Genomic DNA, 17,575 nt, shown 5'->3' on the forward strand with positions numbered 1-17,575 from the left:
ATTGGGTATAAAATGCTGCCGACAAAAGCGGACAGCGAAAAAACAAAAATTAAAAAAGTAGCGCTGAGAAAACCTCAGTGACTACAATGAATAGACTATTTTTCGCGACGCGAATTATCAATCTCTTTCTGTAACGAGTATGTAATAGTATGAGCAACCGCACATATTTTCTTGTTTTCTGTTACATTTTGCTTTGGGAGTAAAAAAACTCACAAAAACAAGAAAAAATACTTTATATACATATAGATATCTTCAATTTTATTATTATATATATAATTCCACCCCTAATAATTGTCTTTGCATTCGCAAAACAAATTAATTCTCAAGCGTCATTAATTCGCTCTGCAAACAGAACGTTTGAACTCCTGAATTCACTCTCCGTCGTTGATGTGACCGTCCTCGGATTTTCCACACAAATACACTCACTTTATAAGGTTTTTATTGACAGCTACCGGGTGTCCCATTATTCAAAGATGCAGGTTATACGTATAAGTTGATAAATAAATGACAAAACGCATCACGCAGAAAGACGTTGCTGCCCTGGCTGGCGTTTCACAGGCGGTGGTATCCGTGGTACTCACCAAAGGAAATCACACCTATCCACACGAGACAGTGAGCCGGGTTGAGCAAGCGGCTAATCAGCTGGGATATATACCGAACCGTTTTGCACAAGCGCTGAAAACCAATAAAACCATGTCGATCGCCTGCATCGTGCCGGATATCGCCAACCCTTTTTATGCCTCGCTCGTCCGTGGCGTTCAGTCGGTGACGGATAGGTATCACTACGATGCGATCGTGGCCAGCACCGATGGATTACGGGAAAGAGAGCTGCATTTTTTGCGCTGGTCAGCGCAGGGGCGGGTCGACGCCGTGGTGGGGACATTTTTTAACGTCGGGATGAAAGATTTTGCCCCGTATCTTCAGGCAGGGATCCCGATTGCACGTATTGAAGCCAGAATGAAAAAAAACGGCCCGCTACCGCTGCATAATGTTTATATCGACAACGCCGCTGCCGCGCGCAGCGCCGTCGAATATCTGCTGGCACAGGGGCACCGAAATATCACGATGATCGCCAGCGCTGGCGGTCCTGAGCCTGCCAGAGTGGAAGGATATCGCCAGGCGATGACCCAGGCCGGCCGCCTTCCGCGCATCAAAATTCTGCCAGGTTTTAACGAACAGAGCGGCTATCAGATCGCGATGCAGCTGATTAATGACGGTACGCTCCCGGATGCGATTTTCGCCGCCAACGATTTAATGGCTATCGGCGTGATGCGTGCCGCAAGGGAGAAAGGCATCACGATCCCGGAGCAGCTTGCGGTGATGGGGTTCGATGATATTCCCGCCGCCGGGCTGGTAACCCCTTCCCTGACCACTATCGCCCAGTACCCGGAGCAGCTTGGGCAAAAAGCGGCCGCCCTCCTCCTGGCGCAAACTGATATCACCGCACCGCTCCAGGGCAGCACCACAGAAATGCCCTGGGGCTTGGTAAAAAGAGAATCCGCCTGAACGGCTGATAAAACACCACACAAGGATCAAACAGATGGATTTGCCTTCAGATTATGAGTCGCGCGTTTATGCAGGGGTGTTAGGGAAATTAATCGGCGTCTACCTTGGCCGCCCTTTCGAAGGATGGACCTACGAAAAAATTATGCAGGAGCTGGGGCCGATCCAATATTACGTCCACGAAAAATTTAACCGTCCGCTGGTTGTCACCGACGATGATGTCGCCGGAACCTTTACCTTTATCCGCGCACTGGAAGATTATGCCCTGCCGCCGGATCTGAGCGCGGAACAGATGGGGCACTGCTGGCTTAATTACATCATTGATAAACGCACCATCCTCTGGTGGGGCGGCAACGGTAATTCGACGGAACACACCGCCTGGCTGAATCTCAAAAAAGGCATTCCGGCTCCGCTAAGCGGAGCCATTGCGACCAACGGGAAAACGATTGCCGAACAGATTGGCGCACAAATCTTTATTGATAGCTGGGCGCTTGTCGCACCGGGACAACCCCGTCTGGCGGCAGAACTTGCCAAAAATGCCGCCAGCGTGAGCCATGACGGTGAAGCGGTGTATGCCGCTATGCTCTGGGCGGCGATGGAATCACAGGCCTTTATTTGCCAGGAGATCGAACAGCTTATTGACGTCGGATTATCCGTGATCCCGGCAGAGTCGCAAATAGCCCAGCTGGTTGGCGATATCCGTCGCTGGCGACGGGAAGATAACGACTGGCAGACGACCCGCCAGCGAATCGACGACAACTATGGCTATCACAAATATCCCAGCAATTGTCACATCATCCCTAATCATGCGCTGATGATTATGGCGATCCTTTACGCGCCGGACGACTTCCAGCAGGCCCAGTGCATTGTCAATACGTCAGGATGGGACACTGACTGCAATGCGGGGAATGTCGGCTGTCTGTCCGGCATTATGCTGGGACTCCAGGGTATTGACGCAGGCCCGGACTGGCGCGGGCCGCTGGCGGACAGAATGCTGATCTCCTCAGCCGACGGGGGGTTCTCCATAAACAACGCCGTGCGGATCACCGATTACCTGGTCGGGCTGGGACACCAGATTGCCGGTCTGCCGCACCCTGAAGCAAAAAAATCCGGCGCGCAGTACCATTTCTCACTACCGGGCAGCGTGCAGGGTTTCCGCTGGCTTAATGAAGAAAATGCGGCCGCGGTTGATGTTAAGAATGAGGCGCACCTGGGGCGGCAAATGTTGAGTCTGCACTATCGCCATCTTGCGCCCGGACTTCACGCCAGCGTGACCACGCAAACCTTTACCCCGCCTGAAATCGTGGAAATGCGCAGCTACGATTTAATGGCTACCCCACTTATCTACCCAGGCCAGCGTCTTCAGGCCACACTGATAGCCCCGCCGGATAACACCGCCGCGTTAAACGTGCGGCTCTGCTACCGGATTTATGATGACAACAATCAGCTGACGCCCCAGTACGGCGACGCGCAGAGTATAGCCCCGGGTGAATCGCTAACGCTGGCGTTGGATCTCCCGGACTGCCAGGGCCAACCGATCGGCGAGATTGGCGTAACAATCAGCACCGATGCCCGCGTTGCCCGCGGTCGCCTGCTCATCGACAGTATGCGCTGGGACGGCGCACCTGAGCTGACCCTGCGTAAACCCACAGGGGAAAATAATTTCTGGTGGCGGGCCTGGGTAAACGGCGTGGATCTCTTTTCACGCCACTATCCCACCAGCTTTCGCATCTCCAAAGAGTACGACGAGGGATTGATTATTCACGGAACGCGGCAGTGGGATAACTACCGCGTTCAGAGTGACATTACGCTGCATTCAGGGGAGTACGGCGGTCTGGCTTTTCGGGTGCAGGGGATGAGGCGCTATTACGCCGCACGCATCCTGCGCGACGGAAAATTACAGATCGTCCGCGTGCGCGACACCAGCACCAAAGTGCTGGCAGAAGCGGCGTTATCCGACGTTTACGAGCGCCCTGTGTCGTTCGATATCAGCGTCAACGGGCAGATTATTTCCGCGACCGTTGACGGTAAAACGCTGCGCGTGGAGGACGCTGAACACGAAGCCTTGATGGATGGCGGGATCGGTTTACTGATTTGTGCGGGTGCGCTGTCGACGGACGCTATCCATATCAGCGCCAGTTGTTAATTAACGGAAATGGACGACAACAAGGGATTAAAAATGAACATACCAAAAACAATGCTGGCGCTGATAACCGCCGTTTTGCTTTCAGGCTGTGAGGATAAACCGCAGCAGGTGACCATCGAATTTATGCACTCCGCCGTTGAGCAGGAGCGCCAGACCGTCATTGCCGGGATCATCAACCGCTTTCAGCAAGAGAATCCGGATATTATTGTGAAGCAGGTTCCCGTCGAAGAGGATGCCTATAATACCAAAATCATTACCCTTGCCCGCTCAGGATCACTGCCGGAGGTCGTCGAGGTCAGCCATGACTATGCCAAAGTCATGGATAAAGAGCAGCTTATCGACCACAAAGCGGTGAAAACGCTGATCGACAGGCAAGGTGAAAGCGCCTTCTACGACGGCGTGCTGCGCATTGTTCGCACCGAAGACGGAACGGCCTATACCGGCGTGCCGATCAGCGCCTGGCTGCAGGGAGTCTGGTATCGTAAATCGGTACTGGCTAAAGCGGGAATCGACGAACCCAAAAACTGGACGCAGCTGCTGGAAGCGGCACGCAGGCTGACCGACAGCGCCAGTAAAAAATATGGCATCGCGCTGCCGACGGCTGAAAGCGTCATGAGCGAACAAACCTTCTCTCAGTTCGCACTTTCAAACGGTGCCAATGTGTTCAACGCAAACGGCGACATCACGGTTAACTCAGCGGAAATGCAGGCCTCGCTGAACTATTATCGCGAACTGGCCCGCTATACCATGCCTGGCTCGAACAACGTAACAGAGATCAAAGACGCCTTTATGAACGGCACCGCGCCGATGGCGGTCTATTCGACCTACATCCTGCCAGCGATTTATCAGGATGGTTCACTGGCGGATTTAGGCTTTGTCGTGCCGAGCGAAAAATCACCTGCCGTATTTGGCGTTATCACATCATTAACGCTCACGACCGGTCAGACTGAGGCAGAGACGAAAGCCGCCGAAAAATTTGTCAGCTTTATGGGACAGGCGCAGAACGCGGCTGACTGGGTATTGATGTCTCCGGGGGCGATGCTGCCGGTGACGAAGGCCGCCGCGCAAAACGTCAGCTGGAAGGACAACCCTGCCGTCAAAGTCTTTGGAACTCTCCCTGAACAGCTGATTGCCCAGTACCCGAATATGCAGGTCTTTGGATCGGTCGGCGAGAAGAACTTTACGCGGATGGGGGATATTACCGGCTCGATGATCCTCAGTGAAATGGTCAATCAGGCGACGGTGGGTAAGCAGGAGACATCGGTGGTGCTGGAACGCAGCCAGCAGCGGGTTCAGGCGTTAATGCAGCATAAGTAAAACAGAAAAATCCGCCTCAAACGTCGCGTTGGCGGCGTTTGAGGCAGTGTGGCAGGAATTACTCGCCGACTTTAGCCCACGTATCGCGCAGACCTACAGTGCGGTTAAATACCAGCTTGTCAGCCGTTGCATAGCGGCTGTCCAGGCAGAAATAGCCTTCACGCTCAAACTGGAACGCTTTACCTGCAATCGCAGCCTGCAGTGACGGCTCACCGTAGCCCTGCTTAATGACCAGCGATTCCGGGTTGATAACGGACAGGAAGTCTTCCGCCGCACCTGGGTTTGGCACGCTAAACAGACGATCGTACAAACGGATTTCAATCGGCAGCGCATGGGACGCGCTCACCCAGTGAATAACACCTTTTACTTTACGACCATCAGCCGGATCTTTGCTCAGGGTGTCGGCATCGTAGGTGCAGAAAATGGTGGTGATATTCCCTTCTGCATCTTTCTCCACACGTTCAGCCTTGATCACGTAAGCATTGCGCAGACGTACTTCTTTGCCCATCACCAGACGCTTGTACTGCTTGTTCGCTTCTTCGCGGAAGTCGGCGCGATCGATCCAAATTTCACCGCTAAACGGCACTTCACGGCTGCCCATTTCCGGTTTGTTCGGATGGTTAGGCATGGTAACCAACTCACTTTCGCCCTGCGGGTAGTTTTCGATAACCAGTTTCACCGGATCGATAACTGCCATCGCGCGCGGGGCGTTTTCGTTCAGATCTTCGCGAATGCAGGACTCCAGAGAAGCGATCTCAATGGTGTTATCCTGCTTGGTCACGCCAATGCGTTTGCAGAACTCACGAATAGCGGCAGCGGTATAACCACGACGACGCAGGCCAGAAATCGTCGGCATACGCGGATCGTCCCAGCCTTCAACGTGCTTGTCGGTCACCAGCAGGTTCAGCTTGCGTTTGGACATCACGGTGTATTCCAGATTCAGGCGCGAGAATTCGTACTGGCGCGGGTGAACCGGAATGGTGATGTTGTCCAGCACCCAGTCGTACAAACGACGGTTATCCTGGAACTCCAGCGTACACAGTGAATGCGTAATGCCTTCCAGCGCATCGCTGATGCAGTGGGTAAAATCGTACATCGGGTAGATGCACCACTTGTTGCCGGTCTGGTGGTGTTCGGCGAACTTAATACGGTACAGCACCGGATCGCGCATCACGATAAACGGCGAAGCCATATCGATTTTCGCGCGCAGGCAGGCTTTACCTTCTTCAAAACCACCGGTACGCATTTTTTCGAACAGCGCCAGGTTCTCTTCGACGCTACGATCGCGGAACGGGCTGTTTTTACCCGGCTGCGTCAGAGTGCCGCGGTATTCGCGGATCTCCTCCGCTGACAGTTCATCAACGTACGCCAGGCCTTTATTAATAAGCTCTACCGCATAGGCGTGAAGCTGATCGAAGTAATCCGAAGAGTAGCGAATATCGCCAGTCCAGTGGAAACCTAACCATTCAACGTCGTTTTTAATCGACTCAACGTACTCGATATCTTCTTTAACCGGGTTCGTATCATCAAAACGCAGGTTGCACTGGCCCTGGTAATCTTGCGCAATGCCAAAGTTCAGACAAATGGATTTCGCGTGGCCAATGTGCAGATAGCCATTTGGCTCCGGCGGAAAACGTGTATGGATAGTGGTGTGCTTACCACTGGCCAGATCTTCATCGATGATCTGACGAATAAAGTTACTCGGGCGGGCTTCAGCCTCACTCATCGTGGATTCCTCAAAGCGTAAACAACGTATAACGGAACATGATCTTATAAGCGACGTCAGGAGACAACTATTTGTTGCACAAAAAAGGTGTTTCAACAGGATATATGTGGATATTTGCTGCAAAAAAAAGCGGCGGAGGAATATCCCCCGCCGCTTAAGGCACTTAACTCACTTTACTCAGGAGCAGTTATTTACCTTTAATCTCATACAGTGGTGTTTGACCAGCAACCACATGACCTTCGGCTTTAATGACCAGAGCACCGAAATCATCGCTGTTGCTGCACACAACCGGGCTAATCATGGAACGTGCGTTGGCGTTCAGGAACTCCAGATCCATTTCCAGAATCGGTTCACCTGCAGTCACTTCCGCACCTTCTTCAACCAGACGCTTAAAGCCTTTACCTTCCAGCGCTACTGTATCGATACCCATGTGGACCACGATTTCCGCGCCTTTAACGGTTTCCAGACAGAACGCATGGTTAGTGTTGAAGATTTTCACGATGGTACCGGCAGCCGGAGCAACCACGATTTTATCCGTTGGCTTCACCGCCACACCGTCGCCTACAGCTTTGCTGGCGAAGGCTTCATCAGGTACCTGCTCCAGCGCAACCACGTCACCGGTAATCGGAGAAACTAAAGTTTCAACGGTTACAGCGTTCGCTACAGCTTGCGGTTTAGCAACCGGAGCCGCTGCTGCTGGCGCACTTTCACCAGACGCTGCAGCCACCGGGCCACGCGCAACAACTTTCTTCATTTCGTCGCCGATAGATTCGGCCTTCGCACCCACGATGACCTGGATAGTTTGCTTGTTCAGCTTAACCACTCCAGATGCGCCTAAACGTTTACACATCGCATCATTTACGCGACTGGAGTCGGCAACGGTCAGACGCAGACGAGTGATACAGGCATCAATCGCTTTCAGGTTATCGGTACCGCCAACTGCTGCAATGTAGTTGGTTGCCAGTTGAGCCAGACCTTCTTCAGTGTTGCTGTTCGCTTCTTCAGTAACGATATCGTCTTCTTTATCTTCACGGCCCGGCGTTTTCAGGTTAAACATACGAATAACCGCGCTGAACAACACAAAGTAAATGACGAAGAACACCAGGCCCATCACGACCAGCATCCAGACGTTCTGACTCGCCGCCGGCAGGTTGTACATCAACACGTAGTCGATAGCACCTGCGGAGAAGGAGAAGCCCGCGTGGATCCCCAGCAGTGTTGCAACGAACAGGCTGATACCCGTTAACAGTGCGTGCAGGAGGTACAGCAATGGCGCCAGGAACATGAACAGGAATTCCAGCGGCTCGGTAACACCGGTCAGGAACGCGGTGATCGCAACGGACAGCAGCATACCGCCAACCATCGGACGACGTGCTTTCGGAGCGGCGAAGTACATTGCCAGCGCCGCACCCGGCAGACCAAACATCATGATCGGGAAGAAGCCAGACATGAACATACCCGCAGTGCCGTCACCCGCGTAGAAGCGGTTGATGTCACCATGGAATACGGTACCTGCAGCGTTAGTGAATTCACCAATCTGGAACCAGGCGATGGTGTTCAGCACCTGATGCAGACCGGTTGGGATCAGCAGACGGTTGATGAAACCAAAGATACCGGAACCCAGCGCGCCAGCGCCCACGATCCACTCACCTCCCGCATGGATGGCGTTCTGCACCGGCGGCCACACGTAGCCGAAGATAGCAGCCAGCACCAGACAGAAGAAGCCAGTGGCGATCGGCACGAAGCGTTTGCCGCCAAAGAAGCTCAGGAAGTCAGGTAGTTTGATACCAGACCAACGGTTATATACCGCACCGCCGACCAGACCAGTGATGATACCTGCCAGCACGCCCATGTTGATGGCCGGGTTAATGGTAACCATTGCTTTGGTCAATATGAAATAACCAACCGCACCCGCCAGCGCTGCAGCACCTGCGCTGTCTTTTGACCAGCTGGAAGCCACACCGATAGCGAAAATTAACGCCAGGTTATCAAAGATGGCCCCACCCGCTTGCGCGATGAAGGGTACGTTAAGTAAATCTGGTTGGCCGAATCGCAGCAGCAGTGCCGCGACTGGCAGCACAGCGATGGGGAGCTGTAACGCCCTACCCAGCCGCTGGAAAAAACCTAAAATATTCATTTTATTCCCCCTACGAGACCCCGATTAGGCTTCTTTGAAGCCATATTTTTATTGTGCGACCATTCCTGACAGCAAGATTCTGGAACAACAATATTAACCATTCATCTACATTCAGAGTGTGTGAAAATTTAATTCGTATCGCAAATTAAATACGTGTTTTTTGTGATTCCAGTCACCAAATATCGTTATTAACCCTCCCTTCCACTGGCTAACTACGAAAACTTATTTTATCATTCAAAAAATCGAAACGGATTGATCCTTACCGATGCAAAACCAGGTTACGCTTAATACTGCACAGAGACTCAATCCGCCAATTGCTTACATTTACTTTTGAGGTGAAGAATGAGACTGATCCCCCTGAATACCGCTGAACAAGTCGGCAAATGGGCTGCTCGCCATATCGTTAACCGTATTAACGCGTTCAAACCAACGGCTGATCGTCCGTTCGTTTTGGGACTGCCGACTGGCGGTACTCCGCTGACAGCCTACAAAGCATTGGTTGAAATGCACAAAGCGGGCCAGGTAAGCTTCAAGCATGTTGTAACGTTCAATATGGACGAATATGTTGGCCTGCCGAAAGAGCATCCGGAAAGCTACCATAGCTTCATGCATCGCAACTTCTTTGATCACGTTGATATTCCAGCAGAAAACATCAACCTCCTCAATGGTAACGCACCGGATATTGATGCAGAATGCCGTCAGTATGAAGAAAAAATCCGTTCTTACGGTAAAATCCACCTGTTTATGGGCGGCGTAGGCAACGATGGTCACATCGCGTTCAACGAACCAGCCTCTTCTTTGGCTTCCCGTACTCGCATCAAAACGCTGACTCACGACACGCGTGTTGCGAACTCACGCTTCTTTGACGGCGACGTAAGCCAGGTGCCTAAATATGCGCTGACCGTTGGCGTGGGCACCCTGCTGGATGCTGAAGAAGTGATGATCCTGGTACTGGGCCACCAGAAAGCGCAGGCGCTGCAAGCCGCCGTTGAAGGCAACGTTAACCATATGTGGACCATCAGCTGTCTGCAGCTGCATCCGAAAGCCGTTGTGGTCTGCGATGAGCCTTCCACCATGGAACTGAAAGTGAAGACGCTGAAATACTTTAACGAGTTAGAAGCGGAAAATATTAAAGGTCTGTAATTGATGTCTCCGCCCTGTCGATAAGTTGCAGGGCGGCATTTTTTGAAATCGGGGGTCGGAATGTATGCTTTAACCCAGGGCCGGATTTTTACCGGTCACGAAATTCTTGATGACCATGCGATTGTTGTCGCCAATGGACTGATTGACAGCGTTTGCCCACTGGCTGAGTTACCGTCAGGAATTGAACAGCGCTCACTGAATGGGGCCATTGTTTCCCCCGGTTTTATCGATGTACAGCTAAACGGCTGCGGCGGCGTACAATTTAACGATACGGCAGAAGCCGTGACCGTTGAAACGCTGGAAATCATGCAGAAAGCCAATGAAAAATCTGGCTGCACCAGCTACCTGCCAACGCTTATCACCACCAGCGATGACCTGATGAAACAAGGCGTTCGCGTCATGCGTGAATACCTGGCGAAACACCCGAATCAGGCACTAGGGCTTCATCTGGAAGGCCCGTGGCTGAATCTGGTGAAAAAAGGCACCCATAATCCGGGATTTGTCCGTCAACCGGACGCTGCGCTGGTTGATTTCCTGTGCAATAATGCCGATGTGATCACCAAAGTAACGCTGGCGCCAGAAATGGTCCCGGTAGAGGTCATTACCAAACTGGTGAATGCGGGTATTGTGGTTTCTGCGGGTCACTCAAATGCAACGGTAAAAGAAGCAAAAATCGGGTTCCGCGCAGGCATCACCTTTGCGACGCATCTGTTCAACGCGATGCCGTACATTACCGGCCGCGAACCTGGTCTGGCGGGCGCTATTCTTGATGAAGCCGATATCTATTGCGGTATCATCGCCGATGGCCTCCACGTTGATTACGTTAACATTCGTAATGCCAAACGCCTGAAAGGCGACAAGCTGTGCCTGGTCACCGACGCAACCGCACCAGCAGGTGCAAACATTGAACAGTTCATTTTCGCTGGCAAAACAATATACTACCGTAATGGATTGTGCGTTGATGAGAACGGTACACTGAGCGGCTCATCATTAACCATGATTGAAGGCGTACGCAATCTGGTCGAACATGCGAATATCGCTCTCGACGAAGTCTTACGTATGGCAACGCTCTACCCTGCTCGCGCCATTGGCGTCGACAAACAACTCGGCAGCATCGCGCCAGGCAAAGTAGCCAACCTGACTGCGTTCACGCACGACTTTAAAATTATCAAGACCATCGTTAATGGCAACGAGGTCGTTACTGAGTAAGAGAAAGAATGACACCAGGCGGACAAGCTCAAATAGGTAATGTTGATCTCGTAAAACAGCTTAACAGCGCGGCGGTTTATCGCCTGATTGACCAGCATGGGCCAATCTCGCGAATTCAAATTGCCGAGCAAAGCCAGCTTGCCCCCGCCAGCGTAACGAAAATTACGCGTCAATTGATTGAACGCGGGCTGATCAAAGAAGTCGACCAGCAGGCCTCCACCGGGGGCCGCCGCGCTATCTCTATCGTCACCGAAACCCGCAATTTCCACGCGATTGGCGTTCGCTTAGGCCGCCACGATACTACGCTCACGCTCTATGATATGAGCAGTAAAGTGGTCGCTGAAGAGCATTATCCCCTCCCGGAGCGCACCCAGGAAACGCTGGAGTATGCGCTGCTCAACACCATTGCCACCTTTATTGAGAACTGCCAGCGGAAAATCCGCGAGCTGGTTGCGATTTCCGTCATTCTGCCAGGCCTTGTTGATCCTGAAAGCGGCGTCATCCGCTATATGCCGCACATTCAGGTCGAAAACTGGGGGCTGGTCGAAGCACTCGAAAAACGCTTTAAGGTCACCTGCTTTGTCGGTCACGATATTCGCAGTCTGGCGCTGGCCGAGCACTATTTCGGGGCAAGCCAGGATTGCGAGGACTCCATTTTGGTGCGTGTTCACCGCGGAACCGGAGCGGGAATCATCTCCAATGGCCGAATTTTTATTGGTCGCAATGGCAACGTGGGTGAGATTGGCCATATTCAGGTAGAGCCGCTGGGGGAGCGCTGTCACTGCGGTAATTTCGGCTGTCTGGAAACAATTGCCGCCAATGCCTCTATTGAACACCGCGTGCAGAACTTATTGAAACAGGGTTATCCAAGCCGACTCACGCTGGATGATTGCGGCATTAAAGCCATCTGTAAGGCGGCTAATAAAGGCGATAACCTGGCAACAGAAGTCATTGAGCACGTTGGTCGTCACCTGGGTAAAACCATCGCCATTGCCATCAACCTGTTTAACCCACAAAAAATCGTCATTGCGGGCGAGATTACCGAGGCTGATAAAGTGCTGCTGCCTGCTATAGAAAGCTGTATCAACACGCAGGCGTTGAAAGCGTTTCGCCACAATTTACCGGTGGTTCGTTCCACGCTGGATCACCGTTCAGCCATTGGCGCCTTTGCGCTGGTGAAGCGTGCGATGCTCAACGGTACATTGCTGCAACGTTTGCTGGAAAGCTAATACCAAGCTGCCTCTGCGTTAGCTGCACCTGCTCACCCCAGTCACTTACTTCAGTAAGCTTCCGGGGTTCTCAGACTTGCCGCCTTGATGCAACTCGAATGATTTAGTGTATTTTGTGTATAGTAATGCCTTCTTTTTTTGATGTCGGATTGTCCATGGCCATTAAGAATGTAATTTGTGATATCGACGGCGTGCTGATGCACGACAATGTTGCCGTACCAGGTGCGGCAGAATTTCTGACTGGGATCCTGGAAAAAGGCCTGCCGTTAGTTTTGCTGACTAACTATCCTTCACAGACCGGGCAGGATTTGGCAAACCGCTTCGCCACCGCGGGTGTGAATGTCCCTGATAGCGTTTTTTATACTTCCGCCATGGCTACCGCTGATTTTCTTCGCCGCCAGGAAGGGAAAAAGGCCTACGTGGTAGGTGAAGGTGCGTTAATTCACGAGCTGTATAAAGCCGGGTTTACTATTACTGACGTGAACCCCGATTTTGTGATTGTTGGCGAGACGCGATCCTATAACTGGGACATGATGCATAAAGCAGCATATTTTGTGGCCAACGGCGCGCGTTTCATCGCCACAAACCCGGATACTCACGGACGCGGCTTTTATCCCGCCTGCGGTGCGCTGTGCGCCGGTATCGAAAAAATCTCTGGCCGCAAGCCATTTTATGTGGGCAAACCCAGCCCGTGGATTATTCGCGCGGCGCTCAACAAAATGCAGGCGCATTCGGAAGAGACCGTTATCGTTGGCGACAACCTGCGTACCGATATTCTGGCGGGCTTCCAGGCGGGTCTCGAAACCATCCTGGTATTGTCTGGCGTTTCGACGCTCGACGACATTGACAGCATGCCGTTCAGACCAAGCTGGATTTACCCGTCCGTTGCGGAAATTGATGTGATTTGATGCGTAAGCCGGATAAGACGCCCCCGCGTCATATCCGGCCAGAAGAAATCCTTCCATTTAATAAAACCGCCATAAAATTATCGATTCATTAATAAACCCGTCTATTCCGTAATCTTTTTTCACCAATCCACAATGACCATTGCGTTTTTTATTTTCTGACCCGTAATTCACTTGCGCCCTCTCCAGCTTTGCGGCATTTTCTTTATCAAGCAAACATAAAAAGCATCACGCAACAGGTTAACGGAGAAGGTTATGTGTTCTATTTTTGGCGTATTCGATATTAAAACTGACGCAGTTGAACTGCGTAAAAAAGCCCTGGAATTGTCTCGTCTGATGCGCCATCGCGGCCCGGACTGGTCAGGTATTTACGCCAGTGATAACGCCATTCTGGCGCACGAACGTCTGTCCATCGTCGACGTCAACGCCGGTGCTCAGCCGCTGTACAACGTGAAGAAAACGCATATCCTGGCGGTTAACGGTGAAATTTATAACCATCAGGCGCTGCGCGCTGAATACGGCGATCGCTATCAGTTCCAGACCGGTTCCGACTGCGAAGTTATCCTTGCGCTGTATCAGGAAAAAGGCCCAGAGTTTCTGGATGACCTGCAAGGCATGTTTGCTTTTGCTCTGTACGACAGCGAGCAGGACGCTTATCTGATCGGTCGCGATCATATCGGGATCATCCCGCTGTATATGGGTTACGACGAGCACGGTAACTTCTACGTTGCGTCTGAAATGAAAGCCCTGGTTCCCGTGTGTCGCACGATCAAAGAATTCCCGGCCGGTAGCTATTTATGGAGTAAAGATGGCGAAATTCGTCAGTACTACCAGCGCGACTGGTTTGAATACGATGCGGTAAAAGACAACGTTACCGATAAAAACGAGTTGCGTCAGGCACTGGAAGATGCAGTGAAAAGCCACCTGATGTCAGATGTTCCTTATGGTGTATTGCTGTCCGGCGGTCTGGATTCATCCGTCATTTCCGCAATCACCAAAAAATACGCCGCGCGTCGTGTTGAAGATCAGGAGCGTAGCGAAGCCTGGTGGCCGCAGTTGCACTCCTTCGCCGTAGGCCTGGAAGGCGCACCGGACCTGAAAGCCGCGCAAGAGGTGGCGAACCATCTGGGTACTGTACACCATGAGATCCACTTCACCGTGCAGGAAGGTTTGGATGCTATCCGCGACGTGATTTATCACATCGAAACTTACGATGTTACGACGATTCGCGCCTCGACCCCGATGTACTTAATGTCGCGTAAAATTAAAGCGATGGGCATTAAAATGGTGCTGTCGGGCGAAGGTTCTGACGAAGTATTTGGCGGCTATCTCTATTTCCACAAAGCACCAGATGCAAAAGAGCTGCACGAAGAGACCGTGCGTAAGCTGCAGGCGCTGCATATGTTCGACTGTGCCCGTGCCAACAAAGCTATGTCGGCCTGGGGAGTGGAAGCTCGCGTGCCCTTCCTGGATAAGAAATTCCTTGATGTGGCGATGCGCATCAACCCGCAGGACAAAATGTGCGGCAACGGCAAAATGGAAAAACATGTTCTGCGTGAATGTTTTGAATCCTACCTGCCAGCAAGCGTTGCATGGCGCCAGAAAGAGCAGTTCTCCGATGGTGTCGGTTACAGCTGGATTGATACCCTGAAAGAGGTGGCCGCTGAGCAAGTTTCTGACCAACAACTGGAAACCGCCAGCTTCCGTTTCCCTTACAATACGCCATCTTCTAAAGAAGCGTATTTGTACCGTGAGATTTTCGAAGAGCTGTTCCCGGTTGCGAGCGCTGCGGAATGTGTGCCTGGCGGGCCGTCTGTTGCCTGTTCATCTGCCAAAGCAATTGAATGGGATGAGGCGTTTAAAACCATGAACGATCCTTCTGGTCGTGCGGTTGGCGTACATCAGTCCGCTTATAAATAAGTTAATCCTTAGAAAAGGGCCCTGCGAGGCTCTTTTTTATGTCTATTTTCTGTGCAAAAAAACAATTAATAACTAATAATTGCCGAATATTGCGCCATGCTGTTCGCAACCTAACCAAACAGTCACATTCCAGCTATTTTCAATGAAAAAGGGGTTGACGCTTCAAGGCTCAATACGCATAATGCGCCCCGCAACGCCGATAAGGTTACGCGAAAAAAAGATGGCTACGTAGCTCAGCTGGTTAGAGCACATCACTCATAATGATGGGGTCACAGGTTCGAATCCCGTCGTAGCCACCATCTTTTTTGCGGGAGTGGCGAAATTGGTAGACGCACCAGATTTAGGTTCTGGCGCCGCAAGGTGTGCGAGTTCAAGTCTCGCCTCCCGCACCATTCACCCGTAAGCGTTGCACGGATGGGGTATCGCCAAGCGGTAAGGCACCGGTTTTTGATACCGGCATTCCCTGGTTCGAATCCAGGTACCCCAGCCATTTTTTCTTCGATGTAGCGGTTCACCGCAACGGTCATTGGGGTATCGCCAAGCGGTAAGGCACCGGTTTTTGATACCGGCATTCCCTGGTTCGAATCCAGGTACCCCAGCCATCGAAGAATATGATAGTATCTGGCTACGTAGCTCAGCTGGTTAGAGCACATCACTCATAATGATGGGGTCACAGGTTCGAATCCCGTCGTAGCCACCATATTAAGGACGTATCGACTCGTTCGGTAAATCCAAAAAATTGTTGGGGTATCGCCAAGCGGTAAGGCTCTGGTTTCTGATACCAGCATTCCGAGGTTCGAATCCTCGTACCCCAGCCAATTTCAAAAAGTCGTCCATTCTGTGGATGCGCCCGTTGGGGTATCGCCAAGCGGTAAGGCTCTGGTTTCTGATACCAGCATTCCGAGGTTCGAATCCTCGTACCCCAGCCATATTAAAAAAGCTCGCTTCGGCGAGCTTTTTGCTTTTCTGTATTTATTATCTGATGGCACTACGCTTACCAGGCCTACAACGTTCTCTGTAGGCCTGTCTGAATTACAATCCTAACGCGTACTTGAGTGCCTGGCGTTTCAGCACGCCGGCGCGCTCTGCGGCCATTAGCCCAAGATTTCGCATGATACGCAGCGGCTGCAGATTGTTGCTAAATCCTGCGTAGAACAGATCCATGCCGCTTTGCATGATGAAATTGTCAGTCATGCGACGGTTCTGATAGCGCTTCAGCACCGGCTGACTTGCCCAGGACTCACCGTAGCTGCGCGCATTCACCAGCACGTCAATCAGCGCATCCACATCACGGAACCCCAAATTAACGCCCTGCCCCGCCAGCGGATGAATGGTATGCGCGGCGTCACCCACCAGCGCCAGTCCTGTCTGCACATATTGCAGCGCGTGACGGCGCGTTAGCGGGAATGCCCCCGCTGCGACAGGCGTAACGTTACCGAGTCGCGATGGGAAATGTTTGGCGATCTCCGCCTGCAGTTGAGACATATTCAAACCTTGCAACTGGCGGATACGCGCCGGTGAGTCGTACCACACCAGCGAGGCCCAGTTATCAAACAGCGGTAAAAATGCGCGCGGACCGTCAGGGGTGAATTGCTGCCAGGTGCTGTCTCCCGGCGAATTCTCGCATTGTACGGTTATCAACATACAGGACTGCGCATATTGCCAGGCATGGATACCAATCCCGGCCATTTTCCGCACCTGAGAATTTGCGCCATCGGCGCCGATGACCAGCTTCGCGCTGATTTTTTCGCCACCAGCCAGCTCAAGCTCATGCCGATCGTTATGTTGATGCAGAGAGATCAACGACGCAGGCACCCGCAGCGTGACTTTGGGGTGAACGTCCAGAGCCTGCCAGAGCGCCTGTTGCAGGACCGTGTTTTCCACCATATAGCCCAGTAAGGGCAGCTTAAGCTCGGCGGCATCAAACATCACATGGGCATTTTCCCATTCCCACGTTTCCAGACGACGGTAAGGATGGCTGCGCATCCCCTGAACCGTATCCCAGACGCCCAGCCCTTTCAGTAACGACACGGAGGCGGAGCTGATGGCCGAAATTCTGACATCTGGCTGTCCGTCAGCCACAAACGGCGCGGGAACGGCATGTTCAATGACCGTTACCGTAAATCCATGCTGCGCCAGTCCTAGCGCCAGCGCGCCGCCGACCATCCCCCCGCCGACAATGGCAATTTCCGTTGGTTGATTTGTCATGGTCAATTATCCTGTTACATGTATTGTGTAAGTTTACAGGATTTTTTACCCCTTGAGGCTGACATCCGTCATACTGGTCACAACCGCGCCAAAGCAGTACACTATGCGCCCTGCATTTCAGCCACAATTTCG

The 17,575-nt window shown here is 52.2% G+C and carries 11 protein-coding genes and 7 tRNA genes; 15 read left to right on the forward strand and 3 right to left on the reverse strand.

Features of this window, described 5'->3' with window-relative positions; genetic code table 11:
- Window positions 1-504: 504 nt before the first annotated feature.
- From ABIE10_RS07895 to ABIE10_RS07905, 3 genes are read left to right on the forward strand one after another with little or no spacing between them, the layout of a single operon-like run.
- Window positions 505-1,506 carry a LacI family DNA-binding transcriptional regulator gene (locus ABIE10_RS07895; protein WP_181220676.1) on the forward strand — a complete coding sequence of 334 codons (1,002 nt, stop codon included), beginning with the start codon at window positions 505-507 and terminating at the stop codon, window positions 1,504-1,506.
- 34 nt (window positions 1,507-1,540) lie between these two features.
- Window positions 1,541-3,649: an ADP-ribosylglycohydrolase family protein gene (locus ABIE10_RS07900; protein WP_429155222.1), complete on the forward strand. Its 2,109-nt coding sequence runs from the start codon at window positions 1,541-1,543 to the stop codon at window positions 3,647-3,649.
- Window positions 3,650-3,682: 33 nt separating this feature from the next.
- Complete coding sequence (locus ABIE10_RS07905) at window positions 3,683-4,966, forward strand: ABC transporter substrate-binding protein (protein ID WP_103283621.1); 1,284 nt, start codon at window positions 3,683-3,685, stop codon at window positions 4,964-4,966.
- Between the two features lie 58 nt (window positions 4,967-5,024).
- Here ABIE10_RS07905 and glnS read toward each other — a convergent pair whose 3' ends face one another.
- Both glnS and nagE read right to left on the reverse strand, forming a co-directional pair.
- Entirely contained in the window at window positions 5,025-6,692 is a 1,668-nt protein-coding gene (glnS, locus tag ABIE10_RS07910) for a glutamine--tRNA ligase (RefSeq protein WP_016152250.1), read from the reverse strand.
- A gap of 187 nt (window positions 6,693-6,879) precedes the next feature.
- A complete protein-coding gene (gene nagE, locus ABIE10_RS07915; RefSeq protein ID WP_429155224.1) occupies window positions 6,880-8,829 on the reverse strand; it encodes a PTS N-acetyl glucosamine transporter subunit IIABC in 1,950 nt (649 codons plus the stop codon).
- 342 nt (window positions 8,830-9,171) lie between these two features.
- Here nagE and nagB point away from each other — a divergent pair, with 342 nt between their 5' ends.
- The 12 genes from nagB to ABIE10_RS07975 all read left to right on the forward strand — a co-directional run bounded on the left by nagB (window position 9,172) and on the right by ABIE10_RS07975 (window position 16,164).
- Complete coding sequence (gene nagB / locus ABIE10_RS07920; protein WP_003022803.1) at window positions 9,172-9,972, forward strand: glucosamine-6-phosphate deaminase; 801 nt, start codon at window positions 9,172-9,174, stop codon at window positions 9,970-9,972.
- A 60-nt stretch (window positions 9,973-10,032) separates the two neighbouring features.
- Window positions 10,033-11,181 (forward strand): N-acetylglucosamine-6-phosphate deacetylase, encoded by a 1,149-nt coding sequence (gene nagA, locus ABIE10_RS07925; protein ID WP_032931096.1) that lies wholly within the window; start codon window positions 10,033-10,035, stop codon window positions 11,179-11,181.
- A gap of 8 nt (window positions 11,182-11,189) precedes the next feature.
- Window positions 11,190-12,410, forward strand: coding sequence for a DNA-binding transcriptional regulator NagC (gene nagC / locus ABIE10_RS07930; protein ID WP_200079485.1), 1,221 nt, complete (start codon window positions 11,190-11,192; stop codon window positions 12,408-12,410).
- A gap of 155 nt (window positions 12,411-12,565) precedes the next feature.
- Window positions 12,566-13,318, forward strand: a complete 753-nt coding sequence (nagD, locus tag ABIE10_RS07935; RefSeq protein WP_005121413.1) for a ribonucleotide monophosphatase NagD — start codon at window positions 12,566-12,568, stop codon at window positions 13,316-13,318.
- Between the two features lie 252 nt (window positions 13,319-13,570).
- Entirely contained in the window at window positions 13,571-15,235 is a 1,665-nt protein-coding gene (asnB, locus tag ABIE10_RS07940) for an asparagine synthase B (RefSeq protein ID WP_003835552.1), read from the forward strand.
- 222 nt (window positions 15,236-15,457) lie between these two features.
- A tRNA-Met gene (locus ABIE10_RS07945) sits at window positions 15,458-15,534 on the forward strand.
- An 8-nt stretch (window positions 15,535-15,542) separates the two neighbouring features.
- Window positions 15,543-15,627: transfer RNA gene (locus ABIE10_RS07950), tRNA-Leu, on the forward strand.
- Window positions 15,628-15,650: 23 nt separating this feature from the next.
- A tRNA-Gln gene (locus tag ABIE10_RS07955) sits at window positions 15,651-15,725 on the forward strand.
- A 37-nt stretch (window positions 15,726-15,762) separates the two neighbouring features.
- A tRNA-Gln gene (locus ABIE10_RS07960) sits at window positions 15,763-15,837 on the forward strand.
- Between the two features lie 21 nt (window positions 15,838-15,858).
- Window positions 15,859-15,935, forward strand: a tRNA-Met gene (locus ABIE10_RS07965).
- Window positions 15,936-15,978: 43 nt separating this feature from the next.
- Window positions 15,979-16,053: transfer RNA gene (locus ABIE10_RS07970), tRNA-Gln, on the forward strand.
- Between the two features lie 36 nt (window positions 16,054-16,089).
- Window positions 16,090-16,164 (forward strand) — tRNA-Gln (locus tag ABIE10_RS07975).
- A gap of 103 nt (window positions 16,165-16,267) precedes the next feature.
- Here ABIE10_RS07975 and ubiF read toward each other — a convergent pair.
- The gene (ubiF, locus tag ABIE10_RS07980; protein ID WP_429155228.1) at window positions 16,268-17,443 is read right to left on the reverse strand and encodes a 3-demethoxyubiquinol 3-hydroxylase; all 1,176 of its coding nucleotides are present in this window, start codon (window positions 17,441-17,443) and stop codon (window positions 16,268-16,270) included.
- Window positions 17,444-17,575: the final 132 nt, after the last annotated feature.

Source organism: Citrobacter sp. 506 (genome assembly GCF_050434985.1).
GTDB lineage: Bacteria > Pseudomonadota > Gammaproteobacteria > Enterobacterales > Enterobacteriaceae > Citrobacter > Citrobacter braakii.

Bases quoted from the DNA above. Each gene is read 5' to 3' on its own strand.
- ABIE10_RS07895 (WP_181220676.1), top strand. From the start codon at position 505: ATGACAAAACGCATCACGCAGAAAGACGTTGCTGCCCTGGCTGGCGTT.
- ABIE10_RS07900 (WP_429155222.1), top strand. From the start codon at position 1,541: ATGGATTTGCCTTCAGATTATGAGTCGCGCGTTTATGCAGGGGTGTTA.
- ABIE10_RS07905 (WP_103283621.1), top strand. From the start codon at position 3,683: ATGAACATACCAAAAACAATGCTGGCGCTGATAACCGCCGTTTTGCTT.
- glnS (WP_016152250.1), bottom strand. From the start codon at position 6,692: ATGAGTGAGGCTGAAGCCCGCCCGAGTAACTTTATTCGTCAGATCATC.
- nagE (WP_429155224.1), bottom strand. From the start codon at position 8,829: ATGAATATTTTAGGTTTTTTCCAGCGGCTGGGTAGGGCGTTACAGCTC.
- nagB (WP_003022803.1), top strand. From the start codon at position 9,172: ATGAGACTGATCCCCCTGAATACCGCTGAACAAGTCGGCAAATGGGCT.
- nagA (WP_032931096.1), top strand. From the start codon at position 10,033: ATGTATGCTTTAACCCAGGGCCGGATTTTTACCGGTCACGAAATTCTT.
- nagC (WP_200079485.1), top strand. From the start codon at position 11,190: ATGACACCAGGCGGACAAGCTCAAATAGGTAATGTTGATCTCGTAAAA.
- nagD (WP_005121413.1), top strand. From the start codon at position 12,566: ATGGCCATTAAGAATGTAATTTGTGATATCGACGGCGTGCTGATGCAC.
- asnB (WP_003835552.1), top strand. From the start codon at position 13,571: ATGTGTTCTATTTTTGGCGTATTCGATATTAAAACTGACGCAGTTGAA.
- ubiF (WP_429155228.1), bottom strand. From the start codon at position 17,443: ATGACAAATCAACCAACGGAAATTGCCATTGTCGGCGGGGGGATGGTC.